Origin of the sequence: Streptococcus pseudopneumoniae (assembly GCF_001074565.1) — a bacterium.
GTDB classification, from domain to species: Bacteria; Bacillota; Bacilli; order Lactobacillales; family Streptococcaceae; genus Streptococcus; species Streptococcus pseudopneumoniae_J.
In genome coordinates, this window is the sequence record NZ_JUQX01000031.1 from 1 (window position 1) to 20,160 (window position 20,160).

The window sequence follows — 20,160 nt, forward strand, 5'->3', positions numbered from 1 at the left end:
GCTTCTAGATAGTGATGTAGATATTCGATATATTCAACAAATTCTTGGACATAGTTCTATATCAATCACACAAATCTATACTCACGTATCTCATTCAAAACAAAAAGAAATACTTAGTTCTTTTAATCCCGTATCAGTAATTCATTCTGAAATCGAGTAAGAGACATTTCCAAAGTCTACAGTTCACTTCATCTATTGTAGTTCAATCTTAATTAATAGATTTTATACTCAACAAAAGCAAAAGCATACAAAACTTCACTTTGAACTAGCATTTATACTATATTCCGTATTAAGCACTTCTGTAATTGTTTTTCTAAAATACAATCTTAAAATATTCTTAAATAAAACAAAAAAGTTTTGTCAAAAACAATTCCTGGATAAAATGAAGTAAATCTTACCGCAATAAAGCGTATAGTATCAAGTTTTTTCGGCTCTATAATATTTGTAGTGGGTAAATCCCCTGTGGATATTATGGAGCCTATTTTTGTGTAGAAAAAAGTCCCATAAAATCTATAATGAAAAGTAACCAAACCATCATTAGAAAGATTCATATGGAACAATTACATTTTATCTCAAAATTACTCGATATTAAAGACCCTAATATCCAAATTATGGATGTCATTAATAGGGATACCCACAAAGAAATCATCGCTAAACTGGATCATGAGTCTCCATCTTGCCCTTATTGTGGAAGCCAAATGAAGAAATATGACTTTCAAAAACCGTCTAAGATCCCTTACCTTGAAACGACGGGTATGCCTACTAGAATTCTCCTTAGAAAGCGTCGTTTCAAGTGCTATCAGTGCTCAAAAATGATGGTCGCTGAAACTTCTCTCGTTAATAAAAATCACCAAATCCCTCGTATCATCAATCAAAAGATTGCCCAGAAGCTGATCGAAAAGACTTCTATGACCGACATTGCCCATCAGCTGTCTATTTCAACTTCAACTGTTATTCGCAAGCTCAATGACTTTCACTTTGAACATGATTTTTCTCGTCTTCCTGAGATTATGTCTTTGGATGAGTACGCCTTCACCAAGGGCAAGATGAGTTTCATTGCGCAAAATTTTGATAATCTCAGTATCATCGCTGTTCTTGAGGGAAAAAAACAAGCTGTCATCCGAAATCACTTTCTGCGCTACGATAGAGCTATTCGCTGTCAGATGAAGATCATCACTATGGATATGTTTAGTCCTTATTATGACTTGGCTAAACAGCTTCGCTTTCTAATTTCTAGGCTCAGGCTGAAACAGTCTCCCAGACTGTTTCACTCCCAAATGCTAAAATCGTGTTAGATAGCTTTCACCCTTCGTTATTATATTTCTAAACTCAGGCTAAAACAGTCCACTGGACTGTTTTACTCCAACATCTAAGCCGTGCTATGAGTCGTGTTCGTGTCCAATTTATGAATCGGTTTGATCGAAAGTCTCATGAATACAAGGCTATCAAGAGCTACTGGAAACTCAGCGATAAACGTTTTTATCGCCCTACTTTTCGTATGCACTTGACCAATAAAGAGATTCTAGACAAGCTTTTGAGCTATTCGGAAGACTTGAAACACCACTATGATCTCTATCAGCTCCTGCTTTTTCACTTTCAGAATAAAGAGCCTGACAAATTTTTCGGACTCATTGAGGACAATCTAAAGCAGTTTCATCCTCTTTTTCAGACTGTCTTTAAAACCTTTCTAAAGAATAAAGAGAAAATCGTCAACGCCCTTCAGTTACCCTATTCTAACGCCAAACTGGAAGCGACTAATAATCTCATTAAACTCATCAAGCGCAATGCCTTTGATTTTAGGAACTTTGAAAACTTCAAAAAACGGATTTTTATCGCTCTGAACATCAAAAAAGAAAGGACAAAATTTGTCCTTTCTAGATCTTAGCTTTTCTTCAACCCACTACAGTTGACAAACATACTAAGATTAGTAGTGAAGAAATCTCCGACGGGAGAGAGTACTCACTACTTTTTCTTTATGTTAAAGTAGTGGTGTCTTGTAAAGTCGTAGGGCTCTATGGCGCTAGACGTCGCTTGACAAACTGGCAAGACACCTTGTTTTAGGTGGAGTTTGATCAAAGTATGTGGGACGCTAAACGTCGCGTATTGAAAATAAAATCACTAAAACATGGAATTATTCAAGACAAAAGAGGTAATGTCATGCGTGCAGTATTTGGAATTGATGTAAGTAAAACAAGTTCTGAGGTGGCAATTTTAGTCAACGGTGAGAAAGTTCACGGCTACACCATACTCAATGATGCCATTGGATTCAATCGCCTGTTGGGGGACTTGAAAACTGTTCATAACCCTGAGATTATATTTGAGGCCACAGGCGTCTATTCTCGACGTCTTCAGGCCTTTCTTGAGGAATGCGGTTACGCTTATACACGGCTAAATCCACTGGAAGCTAAGAAGCAATTGGACAGTCTGCGAGTTCGTAAAACAGATAAAATTGACGCTGAAAAATTGGCTAAATCTCAGCTTGTGCACAATCGTAAACCAACTTACGTGCAGGAAGAAGTTTATCAACACCTGCGTGATTTAAGCCGTTTCTATCAAAATATGACCGAAGATCTTGTTCGAGCTAAAAACTGTCTGCATAAGGTTCTACAAGTCACCTTTCCTGAATTGGAAAATCTCTTATCCACACCAACTGGAGAGCAATATTGGAACTTATAGTAGATTGAAATAAAATGTGAACAAGTCGATTAGGAAAGTTAAATTAATTTCTAGAAGTATTTTAGCAGTCACGGCGTACTTTTATAGATTCAATCCACTATAGTGATGGCTTTTCCATGTAAAGAGTTTGTATTAAGCCTATCTCAAAGTGACTTGTATGAGATTATCCGTCAATCTACCTCCAAACGCATCTCTGAAAAGCGTATTGCTTACCTGACTGATAAACTTATAAAACTCGCTAAACAATCTTTTTGTGCGGTCAAGAAAACCTCTCCAATGCTTGAAGAGGTTCGTTACTATGCCCAAGAATTGCTTCGTCTTTCTGAACGCAGACAAGTTGTCTTAAACGACATGGTAGCTCTAGCTCAGCCTTTACCAGAGTATGGCATCTTACGGTCAATTCCTGGCATCGCAGAAACCACAGCGACATCTATCATTGGCGAATTGGGAGATATTCGTCGCTTTCAGTCTACCAATCAAATCAACGCTTTTATTGGCATTGACCTGAGACACTATGAATCTGGGAACTTTCTCGCTAAGGAACACATCACTAAACGAGGTAATCCCTATGCCAGAAAAATCTTGTTCAAGTGCATTCACAACATCGCTTCAGCTAGTCATACCAATCCCTGCCATATCGCTGACTTTTATGAGAAACGAAAAAGACAATCGACAATTGCTTCAACTAAGCCACATACGATTGCCTCTATACATCGTCTCATTCGAACAATGTATTACCTCATTACGCATAACAAACTTTACGATTATTCTTTGACCCAAAATCGATAAGGCTGTCTATGCCGTATTATTGTAACACCTTGTTTCAAAAAATACAAGATGAGGTGTTTTTTAGCATGCCCTTTTATGGATCAAAAAGTGTTAAAAATAAGACAGTAACCTCAGAATGGCTACTGTCTTATCTCTTTTTTTAATTAAAGTTTTGATAGACTTGACAAATGGTAGAAAAGAGCCCAAAAAGCAACGGCATCAAATCCGTTGTTTTTTGTTATATATGAAGACTTTTGTCCCAGTTTCAATATTGTACTAAAATACTATTATCGAAACACTGTTAGATAGATAGATCTTAATGTCAAAATAAATACGAATCAATTCCGTACTCTAGAAAGCTATTTAAATCAACTGCTTTCAGTTTAATAAAAAGAAAAATCGCCATGTATTATCAAGGGTTATCTCGCTTAAAAACTAAATTTCAGGAATAACTAGAGATTATCGTCACGAAGTTGATAGGTCTCAAAAAGTTATAAAGCAGGTGATTGGTATATCATATTCTAGAATATAGCCAAAAATAGTGAAATATTTTTACAAAAACGCCAAATTGTGACAAAATGAGACTTTCGGAATTGATTCATACAACAAAACTTATAATTTCAATGTCCTATTTGTTATATATCAGGTATTGATAACTTACAAATAATTCTATGATTTTTTACAATAAGACACCATATAATTATCAAAAAAAATATTTGTTTCAAAAGTATATCCTAGTTTATTTGAAATAATAGGAGAATCGCTAATAAAAAACTCAATCTCTTTTAAATTTGTAATTCCGGTACCTTTACATTTGAAATAAGATTCTTTTAATGTCCAAAGCTGGTAAAAAAATTTTTGGGGGGAACTACTTTTATAAAATTGTTGCATTTCACATTCAGTAGCAAATTCCTTTAAAATTGTTTCAAAATCTAAATCTTTCATTATTTCTATATCTATACCTACTGGTGTAGAATCAAAGATAATCACAGCAAACTCTCCGGAATGACTAACATTGAAATATATATTGCTTTCCGAAACAAATGGTTTACCATATTTATCGATAGATATAACAATCTCCTCTTTTGGAATCTTATCAACTTCTTCAATCACTTCCCTTATCAATTTTTCACCACAAATAGCTCTATGTCTGTCCTCAATATATTTATAACTTTTGATGACTTTTCTTCTAAATGAACCACATATACCTAAATATCTTATATATTCTATTTCAGATAAATCAAAAATAGAAGTAAATCTTAAGTTATTCATAATTTAATTCACTGATTTTGATTTTATTAAAAGTTCTATAGGTTGAAAATAACGATAATTGATAGATTATAGTGATAATAATGGCAGATAATATCATATAATCCACGGTAACGAAAAATTCTATATAAATTTCTACTACTGAATTTATATATTTGGAAAGTATTTTAAATAAATTATTCAATCCTAATAAGCCTAAAATCATTCCTAAAATTAGTGCGACAGTATATATGTTTACTAACATATTCATAATCTGTTTTTTTGTATAGCCTAGCAAGATAAAAATCGAAATACTTTTTTTATTGTCTCGAATGTTTAGGAAAGCCAATAAAATTGATATACTGAAAACAATAAATAATGTAATAAATATTATACTTGGAATCAAAGTTAAACTACTAGTTAATAAATTCTTCAATTGCTCAATTTTATCATCCTTTGTTTGGTAATCAGCACTATCAGTTTCAGATATTAATTCATCAGTGTACTTTCTATTGTAACTTGTGGTAGTCAAATCATTGTTAACTTTATTAAGAAAATCACTATTCAAGTACAGAGTATTATCATAATAAATTGGATTTATAGCTGCAACTACAACTGATAGAACGTCTCCATCACTTGATTTTATCTTCAACTTATCACCCTCATTCAGTCCATATTTTTCTGAGAGTTTCTTTGAAATTATAATTGAATCCTCGGATGTTAGGCTCTTAAAAATATTTTCATGATTAGAGGCAAGGATTTTTATTGAATTAAATTTTTGATTTACAAATTGAACGCTGTGGTTTTCCCAAGAATCATCACCTATATTTATCATCAAGTTTGATATATACGAAACTGATTCAGTATTTTCACCATCATCTAGTTGCGTATTCTTATAAATATATTCATACTTATAATTTAAAGAATTAGAATACTGTAGCACAGGTTTACTTGCAATATTCGAAAGTGACAACGCAAAGTTTAAAAGGAAAAATGAGATGAAACCCATAAATATAACTGAAAAAGTCCGAGGAATATTTTTTAACAAATTATTATTTTTTACTCTCCAAATAAACGGTAACTTATCCCAAATTTTATTAAGTTTTCCAAATAATTTGTAATTTAATTTTAGTTTTTCACGTTCATATATACTCTCAAGAACATCTACCGACATAAGTCTATAAACCACCAATATATTAAAGCAACTAAGAATGGTACTTAAACTCAACAACAATAATAAACTAGCAAATAGATCAAGCGAAGGTGTGATATTGCGAAAATTAAAAGTAGTTAGATATGTTTCAATAAATGTAAATGATTGCAAATAACCAATTAAATAACCAACACAAATACCAATGATAATAGGTATATTCATAACAATAAAAGTTAAAGATAGTTGAAATTTATTATAGCCAATAGCACGTAAAATTCCTAAACTCTTAGAATATTTCTTAATTTGATTATCTAATATTTGAAATAGTAGAAGAGCCACAACAAAACTCAGTATTGTTAAACTTAAGTACATAATTGATAAACTAGTTTCAAAATTTGATTGAAATGATTCAAAATTCGACAGGTCTTTACTTTTAGTAACTTGACTTATCTTTTCATCCTGTAACATTTTCAATATCTCATTGTTAAATTTATTTTCATCTAAATTATCATTGAATTTAGCTACAAAACTATACTCCTCCTCTCCATCAATGTTCACATAATCTTCATCATTTAAAAACACTCCTGCATTATATTGATTACCAATTTTCTTGGAGTAAACAGAATTATAAATCAAACTTTCTGAAGGTTGATAATATAATCCAGCAATTTTAAATATATTATTCTGAATTTCAATAGAATCTCCAACATCAAGATTTTGCAAGTTGGCATATTGCACAGAGAGTAATACCTCTCCTTTAGATAAATCTTTTGAACCTTTGGTTATCTGGATTTTATTTATTGTATTCTCTTTATTATATGAGGTGAAAAAATACGTATAGTCATTTTCAACAAGATATTTTCTTTTCACAATATTTGAATAAAAATCATACTGTTTCTCGATAGAACTGATTCTAGAAAGGTAATATGGGCTTAAATCAATTTTATAATTATTTACAAGTTTTTCCATATCTAAGTCTGCCGACTCTAAAATATCATATTTCTGAACTATTTCTTTGAATTCATCTTCAGTTAATGATATTTCTGGTAAAACTCTAAATTCCTCTATATTACTACTTTGTAATTCATTATTGTAAGCATTCTTCAATGGAATATTCCCATAATATAGATATGATGATAGGAAACCTATTGACAATCCTAAAAAAAATAAAAGTACTATAAAGAGTTTGTTCTTTAGCATTCCATTTATATTATTTTTAAATATATTTTTCATTAATTCCAATCCACCTCATCAACACTTAGAGGAGACTCATTCAAGACTTCCTTGATTATTTTGCCGTCTCTCATATGAATTACTCTATCAGCAATTTCAGCAATTTGTATATTATGAGTAACTAAAATTATTGTCAAATTTTCTTGCTTTTGAATTTCTTTTAAAACTTTTAATACCTTAACACCATTCTCTGTATCTAAAGCACCTGTAGGTTCATCACAAAAAAGAATCTTAGAATTTTTAGCTAAGGCTCTAGCAATAGAAACTCTTTGTTGCTCACCACCAGATAGTTGACTTGGGTATTTTTCTAACTTATTTTCAAGTGAAAGTAGGCTCAGTATCCTTTCAATACTCACTTTCGAATTAGAAGATGATAAGTATCTACCTGTTTCAATATTATCTCTTACATTTAAGTTTGGCAATAAGTGATATTGTTGGAAAACAAATCCAATATAATCTTTTCTAACTTTTAGTAGTTGTTTATTATTTGAGTGTTCTACCTTTTCTGAAAAGATAGTAAGCTCTCCATTATCAAATTTCTCTAGGGTGCTTAATGAATTTAATAGCGTTGACTTCCCAGAACCTGAACTTCCTAGTATACAAATAAACTCTTTTTCATAAATGTCTATTGATACCGAGTCTAAAGCGCAAATTCTAGTCTCTCCAGAACCATAATATTTACTTAATCCTTTTGCACTCATTATGGGCTTTATACTAGAGGCCATTATATCTTTAAGGATTTTACGATTCTTTTTCAAATTATTTTTTTCAGTCAACATAGTCAAATGATTCCCAAAACCATTAATCAATTCAAAATTATCACCTGCGATTTTAGTCCAATGTCTCCTAGTATCTTTAGAAAGATCTGTAAATACATCTTCTGATAAGATATTATATATTTTTGTATTATTCAACAATATAGTTTTATTCTTATTTGATTGAGAAAACTCTTGATATATTTTTGCTTCAGCAAGAAAGTTAGAACGTTCAGAATTAAGGATATTCAACACATTTTCATCCAAACTTTCTCTACTTAGATTACTTTGAACCAAAAAATTCTCTAACATATCGTCAATATTTTCTTCAGTAACAGTTGTAAATTCTAAACCATCCTCCCACTTAGAACCATCCAACATAATAATCTTATCTACAGTTTTATTGTATTTGTTTTCTAAACAAACTGATACCTCGTAAGCAATATTCGCTCCTCCTGAGTAGCCAATTAATATAATGGAAGTATCATTGTTATTAGCAATATACTCTGCAATATTCTCAATTAATTGGTTATCAGAATTTAAATGAAATATATGTGCTTTGTAAGCTAATTCAGTAAAGAGAGATTTATAAATTGGTAAATAGGCGACTTTTAACATCGCAGGTGGAAAAACATAGATATTGTCGTTTAAAGTATCGTTAATAATATCAACATACTCATTCCTATTGCTACCATTATAACTCAATATTTGGTTTATCAAGCTATTATCATTCTTAGGGTTACTACTAAGCAATTCAAGTTGTTTTATAGAATCAACCAACTTATTTTTAAAAGTATTAGCTAACCGTTTTAGTTTCCAATTAGAGAATATTTTTCTATCATAAATAAAGTTAGCTACCAAAGTCCCCCCATAAATAGAGATATTAAGAATCAAAGGATTTTGCATTTGAGTACTCTCAGCTACTTCCTCTCCTATATTTTCTGGCAACAAATTAAAAGTACTATTTTCATAAGATTGTGATTCAAATTCTCCTAAGAAATTGAACATAATTGAACTAAATTTATCTTTACTTTTATTTTTTTCTTTTAAATATAATTCATAGCTCAGTCCACCATTGGGAACACTTTCCATTTTGTCATGAACATAGTCTATTTTACTCATAAAAGATTTATTAAAGGTTTTTAGGTTAAATAAAATAGGATAGACGGTTGTAAACCAGCCCACAGTTCTAGAAATATTTAGATCCATGACTTCAGAAGAACGCCCATGCCCCTCCATATCAATTGATAATTGCTTCTCTCGCTTATATATTTTAGCATAGGAATCTAAGAAGCAAGATAATAGTAGATCATGTAGTCTAATTTCACTATTATTGTTTACTAGTTTTTGTACTCTATTTATTAATGCTTGATCAATTTTCACTTCCATTTTTTTAGCTTCAGAGTATTTACATGGTAAATACTCTGAATTATCAAATGTGATTTGATTTTCTTCCCAGAATTCCATATCTTCTGATAAATCAATAATGCTTTTATCTCTTAGTTCACTAGCAAACTGTTTTACAGAAACAGTCTTCAACGGCAGTGACGCTAAATCGTTATTATGAGAATATAGATTTCTAAAATCATCAAACAATATTCTTAGTGTAACAGCATCTGAGGTAAAATGATGGAGTATAAATAGTAAAAATTCTCCTTCTTCAGTATCGAAAACAACTATTTTGAACACAAGACCATCTTTTAGTGATAAAGTTTGATGCTCTTTTGTTGCATAACTTTCCATCTCACTTTTTCTACATTTTATCAAAATAATATTTTGCTTATTTTTTAATTCTTTATAATCTAATAAAGTTGAAAAATTTTCACCATAATTATAGCTAATCCTTAACGAATCGTGATGTCTCAATAAAGTATGGTAAACACGATTAACTAAGTTCAAATCTAATTTTTCATTTGATTTGATTAATAATGACTGATTAAAATGATTAATAACGGATTGACTAATTGACTCACTAAACCTTCTATGACTTGGAAGTAATTCCACTTCTCCTACAACCTCATCTTGTGGGATATAATTACTATTTTTTTGTATAAATTTTGAAAGGTCTTTTAAAATAGGGAAATTCAATATATCAGCCACTTTTATATTATAATCACTTAATAAAGAAATAATGCGAATAGCTTGAATAGAATCTCCACCTAAGTTAAAAAAATTATCTGATAAACTTATTTTCTCATCTTGAAAAATTGTTCTATATGCTTTAACTACTTTACTTTCTGAATCAGTCATATCTGCACTATCTTTTTCAGGAACAGAACTATTTTGTTCATGTCTTTCCATAACAAATTCTTTTAATTGATTAGTGTCAACCTTTCCACTAAAAGTCATAGGTAGTCCATCAAGATGAATGATATCTCTAGGAATCATGTAATATGGTAACTTTTCAGCTAAAATTTCTTTACAATATGCAGATGATAAGCTTTTGTTGGATACTACGAAACTATAGATATTCTTTTTCTCGACCAAACTATGAGAAGCAACTACTCCTTTAATATTTAATAAGCATTTATCTATTTCTTCTAATTCAATCCTATATCCATTTAATTTTATTTGTGAATCTCTTCGGCCTATGGTAATCATATTCCCCTCAGAATTCCAATAACCTAAATCTCCAGTGAAATATTCAACTACATCATCTGTTTTTCTAAACACATCTTTATTTAAGTCTAAATTAGTGTAACCCAATGATAGCCCTTCTCCTGAAATAACGATTTCTCCAATTTGCCCGATTCCACAAATTTGATTATCATTTTTTATTTTCACCTCGACATTATAAATAGGCTTACCGATTGGAATTCTACTTAGTTCGATATCCTTTCTTCCACATTTATAAAACGTTGAATCGACGGTTGCCTCAGTAGGCCCATAAACATTATATACAGTTGAGCTAGGCGAAGCTCTATAAATCTGTCCCAATACTTTGGAGGTTAGATTTTCTCCGCCGATTACATACAAATCTACATTTAAACTATTTGACTCGTATTGCCCCACTAACAAGTCTATATAAGATGGGGTACCATCTATAATTCTTATATTATTTTCGTTAATGTAATTATATAATTTTTTGGGGGTATATTTTAAACTGTCATCAATAAGATACAAGGAAAATCCAAACATTAATGAAGTAAAAATTTGTTGTACTGAAGCATCAAATATTGGATTTGCAATTAAGCCAATATTGGCTCCTTGATATTTATGATAAATTTCATTGTATAAAAAGTTAACCAAATTGATTACAGATTTTTCCTTTACAAGTACCCCCTTAGGATTTCCAGTTGTTCCAGAAGTATATAAAATATATTGAATCTCATTATTGATTTTTTTAGGTTTTGTATTTGATAAGTAAATATCTTGAGTAGAAATTACCTTCCTAACGTTAAAACTTCTTAACTCTGAAACATTCACTGTATCAGAATCCGATAATATAATTCGGGCATTCGAATCTTCTATTATAAATAACAACCGTTCTTTACTAAACTTCTTATCAACTGGGACATAAATACAACCTAGTTTTATAGAAGCAAGCATACTAGCAATTAACTCAATATTTTTGTCAAATAACAATATAATCCTATCCCCTTCTTTAATTCCCTGACGAACTAAGAAGGATTCAATTTTTGATACATTATTTGATAATTCACAGTAAGTCACTGTTTTTTCTTCAGAGACAATTGCTATATCTTCTGGCCTATTATTTACTTGATGTTCAAATTGATCGAATATGGAATTGAATTCAATCGAAATATTCTGACCCTTAGAATAGCTTAATACCCTACTTTTTTCATTTTCGTCACACAATGACAACTCCGAAATTGGCTTATTTGGAAACTTGATAACAGAATCAATTAAAGTTACAAACTGATTCATATATACTGCTATTTCCTCTCGAGAAAAAATACCTGGATTATAGTTGATATCTAGCTCATAGCCTTCATGATTGATAACAGCCAAAGTCAATGGGTACTCGGTATGTTCAGGTTTATTGTCTATTGTTAATTTTAAATTCTTAATCTGATCTTCTGGATTATTGTCAACATAATAGTTTTCAAAGATAAATAAACTATTAATCAAATTTCTATTATGATTTTTAAGCTTTAAAGTTTCAAATAACGGAAAATAATCAAACTGCTCACTATCCAGATTAGTACTATAAAGATGTTTTAGATATTCGATAGAACTCAAATTATCTTTAAAATTCACTCTGGTAGGTACTGTGTTAATAAATAAGCCTAGCGCTCCTTCTATTCCAGGTAAATCTCCTCTTCTACCTGATACCACTTTTCCGAAAACAATATCTTTGGTAAAGTTCTTTTTGGCCAGAAAGACTCCCCAGCAAAATTCTAATAAAACACTTAATGTAATTCCAGTTCGATTACAAAATTCTTTATATTCTTCAATTTGATTTGTATTAAGATTATATTGAAGAATTCCATCGTTGGATTTTTTAAAATTTTCTTCCCTAGATTCAAAGGTAAAATCTTCATCATAATCTGAAATAAAATCTGACCAATACTTTCTCGCAGCAGTAAAATCTTGAATGTTTAACCAATCTATATATTTCTTGTAGTCAAATGTTTTTCCAATTGACGATAAAATTTCTTTATATCCATTACCATCATTTAGCATTTCATAATATTTGAAAAAATCATTTAGCAGGATAGACATACACCAGCCATCCAATATTATATGATTAAAGCTCCAAATAATTGTTATATCACTGCTACTATTTAGTATAATTGTCGCACGCAGTAGAGAGTCTTTTGTTAAATCAAAGCCTCTTCGAATGTCAGCTTCTTCTATACTTTTTATGGATTTTTGCTCATCCAATTCAATTACATTAACTTCAATCTCCCTATTTTTCAAAACAATTTGCTTAGGCTCAGAACCTGAATTATAAAATATAGAAGTTCTTAAAACGTCATATTTCCTACTCAGAATTTTAAAACTGTTTACTGCATTATCAATATTAAATTTCCCTTGCAAATTAATTGACTTCTGGACAAAATATGTACTATTACCAGACTTAATATAATTAAATAACATACCTTTTTGCATAGGTGTCAAACTATAGACTTTTTCTATATTATTCTGTGCCACATCAATCTCCGTTCTAATTATATAAATTAGTTAATTCTTCCCACAAATCACTATCTAACTCTTCGTCAGATACATCTGATTGTGTAATAATCTTATCATTTTTATTTACTAAGAACTCTTCAATTTCCTCGAAAAAGGTCATTATATCTAATTCGATTTGATTGGAATCAATATCAATACTTTCATTAATCTTAAAATCAAAAATAAGATTATTACCATTGTTAATAATATCAACAACAAAATCTGAGTTGAAGGTATTTTTTTCACTTCGAATTTGTCCCGTCTCTCTTTCAGAGATACTAAAAGTTTTATTTGTATTTGCTTCTTTTTTTACTTCACCTAAATAATTAAAGGTTAAGTTTGCTCGATACGAAAACCCTTCCTGAACTTTTATTAACCCAAATTCTACCTGGTGTTGGCTAGCCCTATTTATAGAATCTTTCAATCTAATTATTGAAGATAAATAGTCTAAATCTCTATCCATGATAATTGGGTATATAGCTGTAAACCAGCCTACAGTTCTCTCGTTTGCAATATGTTTAGTTGCTATTGTTCTTCCATGTCCCTCCATATCAATGATGATTTTTTTAGGTAAATAATTATTTAACACTGTTATAACAGCTGCTAACAAAATTACATTATTGTCTGCACCTAAAATATTCTGTACTTTTTTCATTATATTTTCTGCAATTTGATTATCAAAAACTATTTTACTTTCATTATAACTGTATGAACCACCTTCAATTGATGGTTGATTCTTTACAGTTTCTATAGTTGTATTCCAAAAAGTTCTTTCATTATCAAAAGCAGCTGATTGTTCATATTTATCTAACTCTGAAATCCAATTTTTAAACGATATAGTTTTTAACGGTAATTTAACGTTAGAGTATTCATCTTTTTCATATAAGAAGTTTAAATCATCAATTATAATTCTCCAGGAAACAGCATCAATTATCAAATGATGAGCTACCATAAATAAAAATTGCTTTTCTCCCATTTCAATTAATCTTATCTTAAATAAAGAAGAACCATCAAAAGAGAATGATTTTTGACATATTTCAAAGTATTGGGCCATTTCTTTATCTGCTGTAAATTTAACAACCTCAAAATCTAAATATGATTCATCTTCTTTACAAATTATTAATTTTCCATTGGATATCACTGCCCTAAGCATGTCGTGATATCTAAAGATAGAAGATAATATATCATTCAGCTTTTCAAAATTTAATCTCTTATTACACTCTAACAATATCGACTGATTATAGTGCTCTGGAGCTATATAGTTTGAATTGAAAAAATCAGAGATGATAGGAGTACTTCCAACTTCTCCAAAAACTGGCAAATGACTATCGTTTCGTACACTGTCTTTACAAACAAGAGCAATCTCCGAAACTGTTGGATTGGTTACAACCTCTTTTGTGCTAATTTCAAGACCTAATACCCTTAGTTTAGAAACTAGCATCATATTTTTGATGGAGTCTCCTCCAAACTCAAAAAAGTCGTCATAAATACCTAACTTATCATTACCTAAAATTTCTCTAAAGACCCTTAAAATTTCTTTTTCACGTTCATTCCTTGCATCTTTGAATTCTCGAACATCTCCAAAATCAATATCAGGTAATTTTGATGTATCTAATTTACCATTATTCGTTAACGGCAGTTCAAGTAAAGAAATAAAATATTTAGGAATCATATAAGAAGGTAGTAGTTTTCTTAATTCTTGAATAAGATCTTGTTTGTCAATCTCAAATCCTTTTTTATAAACAATATATGAATATAGACTTATATTCCCAGTTCTATCAACTTTATCTATAACTATACAATCATCAATTTCATTAGAGAACCTCCTTAAAATTTGTCCTTCAATTTCTTTTAATTCAATCCTATAACCATTAATTTTAACTTGTTTATCTATTCGTCCCATATACTCTATACTACCATCAGGTAATAATTTAGCTAAATCACCTGAACGATATATATTTTTTTCTAGAGTATTTGAAAATACAAACTTACACTTTGTTAATTCAGAGTTATTCAAATAGCCTGAAGAAAGTCCTTCTCCATATACACAAATTTCTCCCGGAACTCCTATTCCTGCAATCTGGTCATCATTCATTAAGTATAGTCCCATCGTTGGTAAAGGATTGCCTATATTACTTATTCCTTTTTCAATATCACTCCCCTCAATTTTATTATATGTCACATGCACAGTCGTTTCAGTTATGCCGTACATATTTACAAAAGTCACATGATTATTTCGATAATAAAATTCTTTTAATTTTAGTGGGTCTAATGCTTCACCACCAAAAATTATATATTTTAATTTAGGTAGTTGTATATCTCCTATTGCGACCATTAAAGCATAAAACGAGCTAGGAACTTGATTTAAAATAGTAACTCCATATATCTGAAGTAGTTCTATAATAGCATAGTTATCATGAACATCTTCCAAACTTGGAATAACAAGAGTGCCTCCATTCAAAATAGCACCAAAAATTTCCCATACAGAGAAATCAAAACCATAATAATGGAATAAAAGCCATACGTCTTCATTATTAAAAGAAAAATGATTCTTATCATGAAACAGTAATCTTATTACATTTTTATGGGAAATTTTGACTCCCTTTGGTTTCCCAGTAGTTCCTGAAGTGTAAATAACATATAACTGATCATCAGGCGACAATTCTATTCCTAAATTATCTTCTCGTTCTTCATCTGCAACAAAGGTTTTAAAGTCTATTGAATTGTATTCCTCAATATGCAAAGTTTTATTCGTTGATAAAAGAATTAATTTAGCATCACTATCAGATAACATAAAATTAATTCTTTCTATAGGATAATTAGGGTCAATAGGAATATATCTGGCTCCAACTTTAATAATTGCTAGTATATTAATGATCAATTGGAGGTTTCTATCAGAAATAATAGCTACTGAATCACCCTTTTTGATTCCTTTATTTAACAAAACTCTTGCTACTTTATTTGCTTCTTTATTCAGCTGATCATATGTGAGTTTTATTCCATCATAAATAAGTGCAGTCTTATCCAAGTTATCCTCACAAATTTTTTCAAAATGTGATTTTACATCTGAAATTGGATACGTAACCTTATCTAATAAATTTATTTTGTCATATAACGCTTCCTCAGCCTCATCAATCATTTTTAGAGATGAAATTTGATAATCAGTTTTTTGCAAACCATTAAATAGAATATTATTTACTTGCCTATTAATATTATCTATTTCCTCTTCACTAAATACGTCATCCAAATAGTCAAAATCAATCTTGAAAGTTCCGTCTTCCCAACAATTTAGACTAATCGTCAAATTATTCGACTGGTACTGACAGTTCTCCCAAGAAATTTTAAATTCATCAGAAAACTCTTTTTTAGCTGTTTGGTAATTTATAATTACATCAAATAGATCTCCTTTGAACCCAAAATTTTCAGTTAATTCTTGTTTAAGACTTGTATAGTTAAATTTGCTATGTTTAAAGATATTTGTCTTTCTTTTATCAACTTGGTTTACAAATTCAGTAAATTTTAGTTCCTTCTCAATTTTAATATTTATCGGTACTGTATTAACGAACATTCCCATTGTATTCTTTTGATTTTTACCAAATCTACTATGCAATGTAGTTCCTATATTAACTTCTTCTACCCTGTTTATCCTTGACATAAAGATTGAAAAAGCTGCCATATAAATAAAAAGTTCCGAAACATTATTCTGTACTGCAAAATTTTTCAATTCAGCTGATTCAGAGTCACTAAGATTGAAAGATTTTCTTCTAACTCTATAACTTTCCGTCTTTTTGCTGGAAAGATAGGAATTATTTAAGTTATATTGAAATTCCGAAATCCAAAACTTCTTATCTCTATCAATTTTCTTACTGTGTTTATAATTATTTTCCGCATCTAATACCTTAGAATAGGCCCCCCTCTCAATCTTTGAAAAAGAATTTTTTTCATAACCTCTGTAGGTAAAAATAAATTCATTAACTAACAAACCAACTGAAAAAGCATCCGATATCAGATGATGAACTTTAAAATATACTCCAAAACCATAGTCTTTTATAATTATCCCATAAAAATCAATCAAAAAATCTAAGTTTATCCGTCTAAAATCATGAGTTTCTTGCCATGTTTCAAATTCTTTAAATGAATCAAATTCTAACACTTGAAATCCATATTGGTTAGAGTTATTCAAAACTTGAAATATAGTGACATCTTTCTTTATTAAACTCAGTTTAAAAATATCATTATTTAATACAATTGTTTCCAAAGTTTTTCTAAAAATCTCATTATCTACCTCACCTTTAAAAACAGCATTGACACCAATTGAGTAATCTCCTTCAATCAACTGTGAAAATGTTCCAATTTGATTCTGTGATAATGTTAGTAACTCTTTCATTTTTTCTCTTCTCCTAGTTATTAATTTTATATAAAGCCCAAAATTCCATTTTTTTGTCAATTAAATCTTCAAAATTTCCAGTTTCTACTATTTGTCCATTTTTCATCACAATTATCTGGTCAAACTTTTCTAAAACTTTTTTATTGAGCCTATGTGATATAACGATTTGTGTAACTTGATTCATATCTAATAAGACTTCTTCAATTTGATTAGTCGTCTTATTATCTAGAGATGAAGTAGCCTCATCAAATATAATTATCGGAGACTTTTGCAATAAAGCTCTTGCAATCGCAACTCTTTGTTTTTCTCCTCCAGAGAGATTCCTTCCGTTTTCTCCACATTTATAATGGAGCCCTCTTTTATCCACTAAATTTTTTAATTGTGATTTTATAATAACTTCTTCTAAAAAATCATGTTCAAAGTTGGAAAATAAAGTAATGTTATTAAGAATAGAGTCATCAAAGATAAATACTTCTTGTTGCATAACTGAAATATTTCTATATAGCACTTCTTCATTAATATTTTTTACGTCATTTTCTCCAATTGTTATTGAACCACTATAGTTTGTCCAGAATTTTTGCAATAAATTTAATAAAGTTGTCTTTCCACTGCCACTCTGTCCTACGATTATATATTTCTTCCCATACTCAAACTTAAGTGATATATCTTTCAAAGCATAAGTATCAGAGTTGGTGTGTTTAAAAGAAACATTAGCAAATCTTATATCCTTCTTAAAATCTTCACTAATAGACTTCATAGGTTGCTCACATTCAATATAAAGAAGCTCTTCAACATTTTCTAAAATATTGTTAACTGATTGGAACTTCAAAATAGATTCTGGAATAATTTGGATAGGAATAACAATAAAATTTAGAAGCTGGATGTACGCTACAATAGTACCAAATGATATTTTTCCTTCCATTACTTGACTTGCTCCTATATAAAATAGAATAAATACCATTATATTTGTACTCATTGTTGAAAAACTTTTTGAGAGATTTAATATTTTTTCTTTTTCAAGTTCATAACTTTCAAGTGAAAGTAATTTGTCTTTGCATATTTCTGTAACTATATTTTCAGCCCTAAATAATTTAATCGTATGAAAACCTCCTATAATATCATTAAGTAATTTTGATACTGTGTTTTGATATTCTTTTACAAGCTTTTCCGATTTAGGTAACATTTTTTGAAAAATTCCACCAATTAATGATGAAATAATTGAGGTAAATAAAATACCTATAAATAGATGTACATCGAAAAATACCATAATTGAAAGGGACAAGAGTAAGGTAACAACATTTTGGAAAACAACAATTATGTTATCTATAAAATCTAGTCTCATTTTTTCTAAATCACTAGAAAAAAAAGTAGAGTATTTGGAAGAATTTAATTGATTTAGAAAACTAATTTTTTTTGAGAATAAAGTTTCAATAAAATAAGTTCTTAAATTATTATATGCTTTAGAAACATATTGATTCTTAAAATACGAGGAAATGAATGATACAAATAAAAAACCTATAATATATAAAAGTGAATAAATTAATAGTGAGTTCAGTCTCACTTTATTTCCTTCAATTGCAATATCAATAAAATTTTTTAAAATTATAGCTGACATAATATTAAAAAATGAAATTATAACTGAAAAAACAATTGATAAAATAAATTTAATTTTATTTTTCTTAAAAAGTATTCCTATATATTGATACATGAACCCTCCAATAATAGTTTGATATTTGAATTATATCATTTTCAAAGTTTTAATTCAATTATAAAGTACATGGTGAAATTAATTGACTGTTACGGAATAGAGTTCGTCAAAAAAGGGAAAAATCAATACTATTCTCCAGAACTAAAACAAGAAATGATTGATAAAGTTTTACATGAAAACTGGTCTCAAGATAGTGTTTCTCTAGAATATGCTCTCCCAAATCGTGGTATGCTTTCAAATTGGCTGGTGCAATACAAGAAAAACGGGTATACTATTGTTGAGAAAACAAGAGGGAGACCAGCTAAAATGGGACGTAAACGGAAGAAAACTTGGGAAGAAATGACAGAATTAGAACGACTCCAGGAGGAGAATGAACGTTTACGGACTGAGGTGGCTTACCTAAAAAAGTTAAAAGAGCTGGAAGACCGGGACGAAACCCTAGAGCGAGAAAGGCAGAGACAGTTAGAGAGATGGTCTCAGGAGGATTTCGTTTAGATTTACTTTTTGAAACGGCTGACTTGTCTCGCTCAACTTACTACTACCACTTGAAACAGCTGGGTAGAGCGATGATAAAAATCAATGTATCAAAGCTGAAATACAGGCAATTTATACTGAGCACAAAGGCAACTATGGCTATCGGAGAGTTACTCTTGAACTAAGAAATCGCGGTTTTGTAGTGAATCATAAGAAAGTTCAACGTCTGATGACGGTCCTTGGTTTAAAGGCTCGAATTCGTCGGAAACGAAAGTATTCTTCCTACTAAGGAGAGATTGGCAAGAAAGCAGAGAATCTCATTCAACGCCAGTTTGAAGCATCAAAACCAATGGAAAAGTGCTATACGGATGTGACAGAGTTTGCCATTCCAAATAGCACACGGAAACTCTATTTATCGCCTGTTTTAGATGGCTTTAACAGCGAAATCATCGCCTATAATCTTTCAACTTCACCAAACTTAGAACAAGTGAGAGCTATGTTAAACCAGGTATTCACAGAGAAACACAATGAAAATACCATTTTACACAGCGATCAAGGTTGGCAATACCAACACGATTCTTATCATCGGTTCCTAGAGAGTAAGGGAATTCAAGCATCC

The 20,160-nt window shown here is 30.1% G+C and carries 6 protein-coding genes and 4 pseudogenes; 5 read left to right on the forward strand and 5 right to left on the reverse strand.

Translation table 11 applies throughout. The annotated features are described in order from the left end of the window. From ADI74_RS10785 to ADI74_RS10610, 4 genes and pseudogenes are all read left to right on the forward strand, one after another. Window positions 1-160 (forward strand): tyrosine-type recombinase/integrase (locus ADI74_RS10785; RefSeq protein WP_152906305.1); only part of this gene is annotated, 160 nt, incomplete at its 5' end. Between the two features lie 391 nt (window positions 161-551). Then, window positions 552-1,885, forward strand: a pseudogene (locus ADI74_RS10795) (transposase). A 272-nt stretch (window positions 1,886-2,157) separates the two neighbouring features. Further along, window positions 2,158-2,670, forward strand: a pseudogene (locus tag ADI74_RS10605) (IS110 family transposase); the annotation flags it as partial. Between the two features lie 108 nt (window positions 2,671-2,778). Then, window positions 2,779-3,465: pseudogene (locus ADI74_RS10610) on the forward strand (transposase); the annotation flags it as partial. A gap of 648 nt (window positions 3,466-4,113) precedes the next feature. Here the strand turns inward: ADI74_RS10610 and ADI74_RS04950 are convergent. Genes ADI74_RS04950 through ADI74_RS04970 form a run of 5 tightly spaced genes read right to left on the reverse strand, consistent with a single transcriptional unit; the run spans window position 4,114 to window position 19,067 of the window. Next, window positions 4,114-4,716 carry a 4'-phosphopantetheinyl transferase family protein gene (locus ADI74_RS04950; RefSeq protein WP_049537440.1) on the reverse strand — a complete coding sequence of 201 codons (603 nt, stop codon included), beginning with the start codon at window positions 4,714-4,716 and terminating at the stop codon, window positions 4,114-4,116. Beyond that, entirely contained in the window at window positions 4,709-7,078 is a 2,370-nt protein-coding gene (locus ADI74_RS04955) for an FtsX-like permease family protein (protein ID WP_049537442.1), read from the reverse strand. Before ADI74_RS04955 ends, ADI74_RS04950 begins: the two co-directional genes overlap by 8 nt. Beyond that, window positions 7,078-12,951, reverse strand: coding sequence for a condensation domain-containing protein (locus ADI74_RS04960; protein WP_049537444.1), 5,874 nt, complete (start codon window positions 12,949-12,951; stop codon window positions 7,078-7,080). Before ADI74_RS04960 ends, ADI74_RS04955 begins: the two co-directional genes overlap by 1 nt. A 13-nt stretch (window positions 12,952-12,964) precedes the next feature. Next, a complete protein-coding gene (locus tag ADI74_RS04965) occupies window positions 12,965-17,359 on the reverse strand; it encodes a non-ribosomal peptide synthetase (protein ID WP_049537446.1) in 4,395 nt (1,464 codons plus the stop codon). Window positions 17,360-17,372: 13 nt separating this feature from the next. Continuing rightward, complete coding sequence (locus ADI74_RS04970; RefSeq protein WP_049537448.1) at window positions 17,373-19,067, reverse strand: ABC transporter ATP-binding protein; 1,695 nt, start codon at window positions 19,065-19,067, stop codon at window positions 17,373-17,375. Here ADI74_RS04970 and ADI74_RS10800 point away from each other — a divergent pair. Beyond that, a pseudogene (locus ADI74_RS10800) lies at window positions 19,062-20,160 on the forward strand (IS3 family transposase); the annotation flags it as partial. The gene ADI74_RS04970 and the pseudogene ADI74_RS10800 overlap by 6 nt on opposite strands.

What these genes read in the sequence shown, in the direction of transcription:
- ADI74_RS04950 (WP_049537440.1), bottom strand. Translation starts at nt 4,716, where the DNA reads ATGAATAACTTAAGATTTACTTCTATTTTTGATTTATCTGAAATAGAA.
- ADI74_RS04955 (WP_049537442.1), bottom strand. Translation starts at nt 7,078, where the DNA reads ATGAAAAATATATTTAAAAATAATATAAATGGAATGCTAAAGAACAAA.
- ADI74_RS04965 (WP_049537446.1), bottom strand. Translation starts at nt 17,359, where the DNA reads ATGAAAGAGTTACTAACATTATCACAGAATCAAATTGGAACATTTTCA.
- ADI74_RS04970 (WP_049537448.1), bottom strand. Translation starts at nt 19,067, where the DNA reads ATGTATCAATATATAGGAATACTTTTTAAGAAAAATAAAATTAAATTT.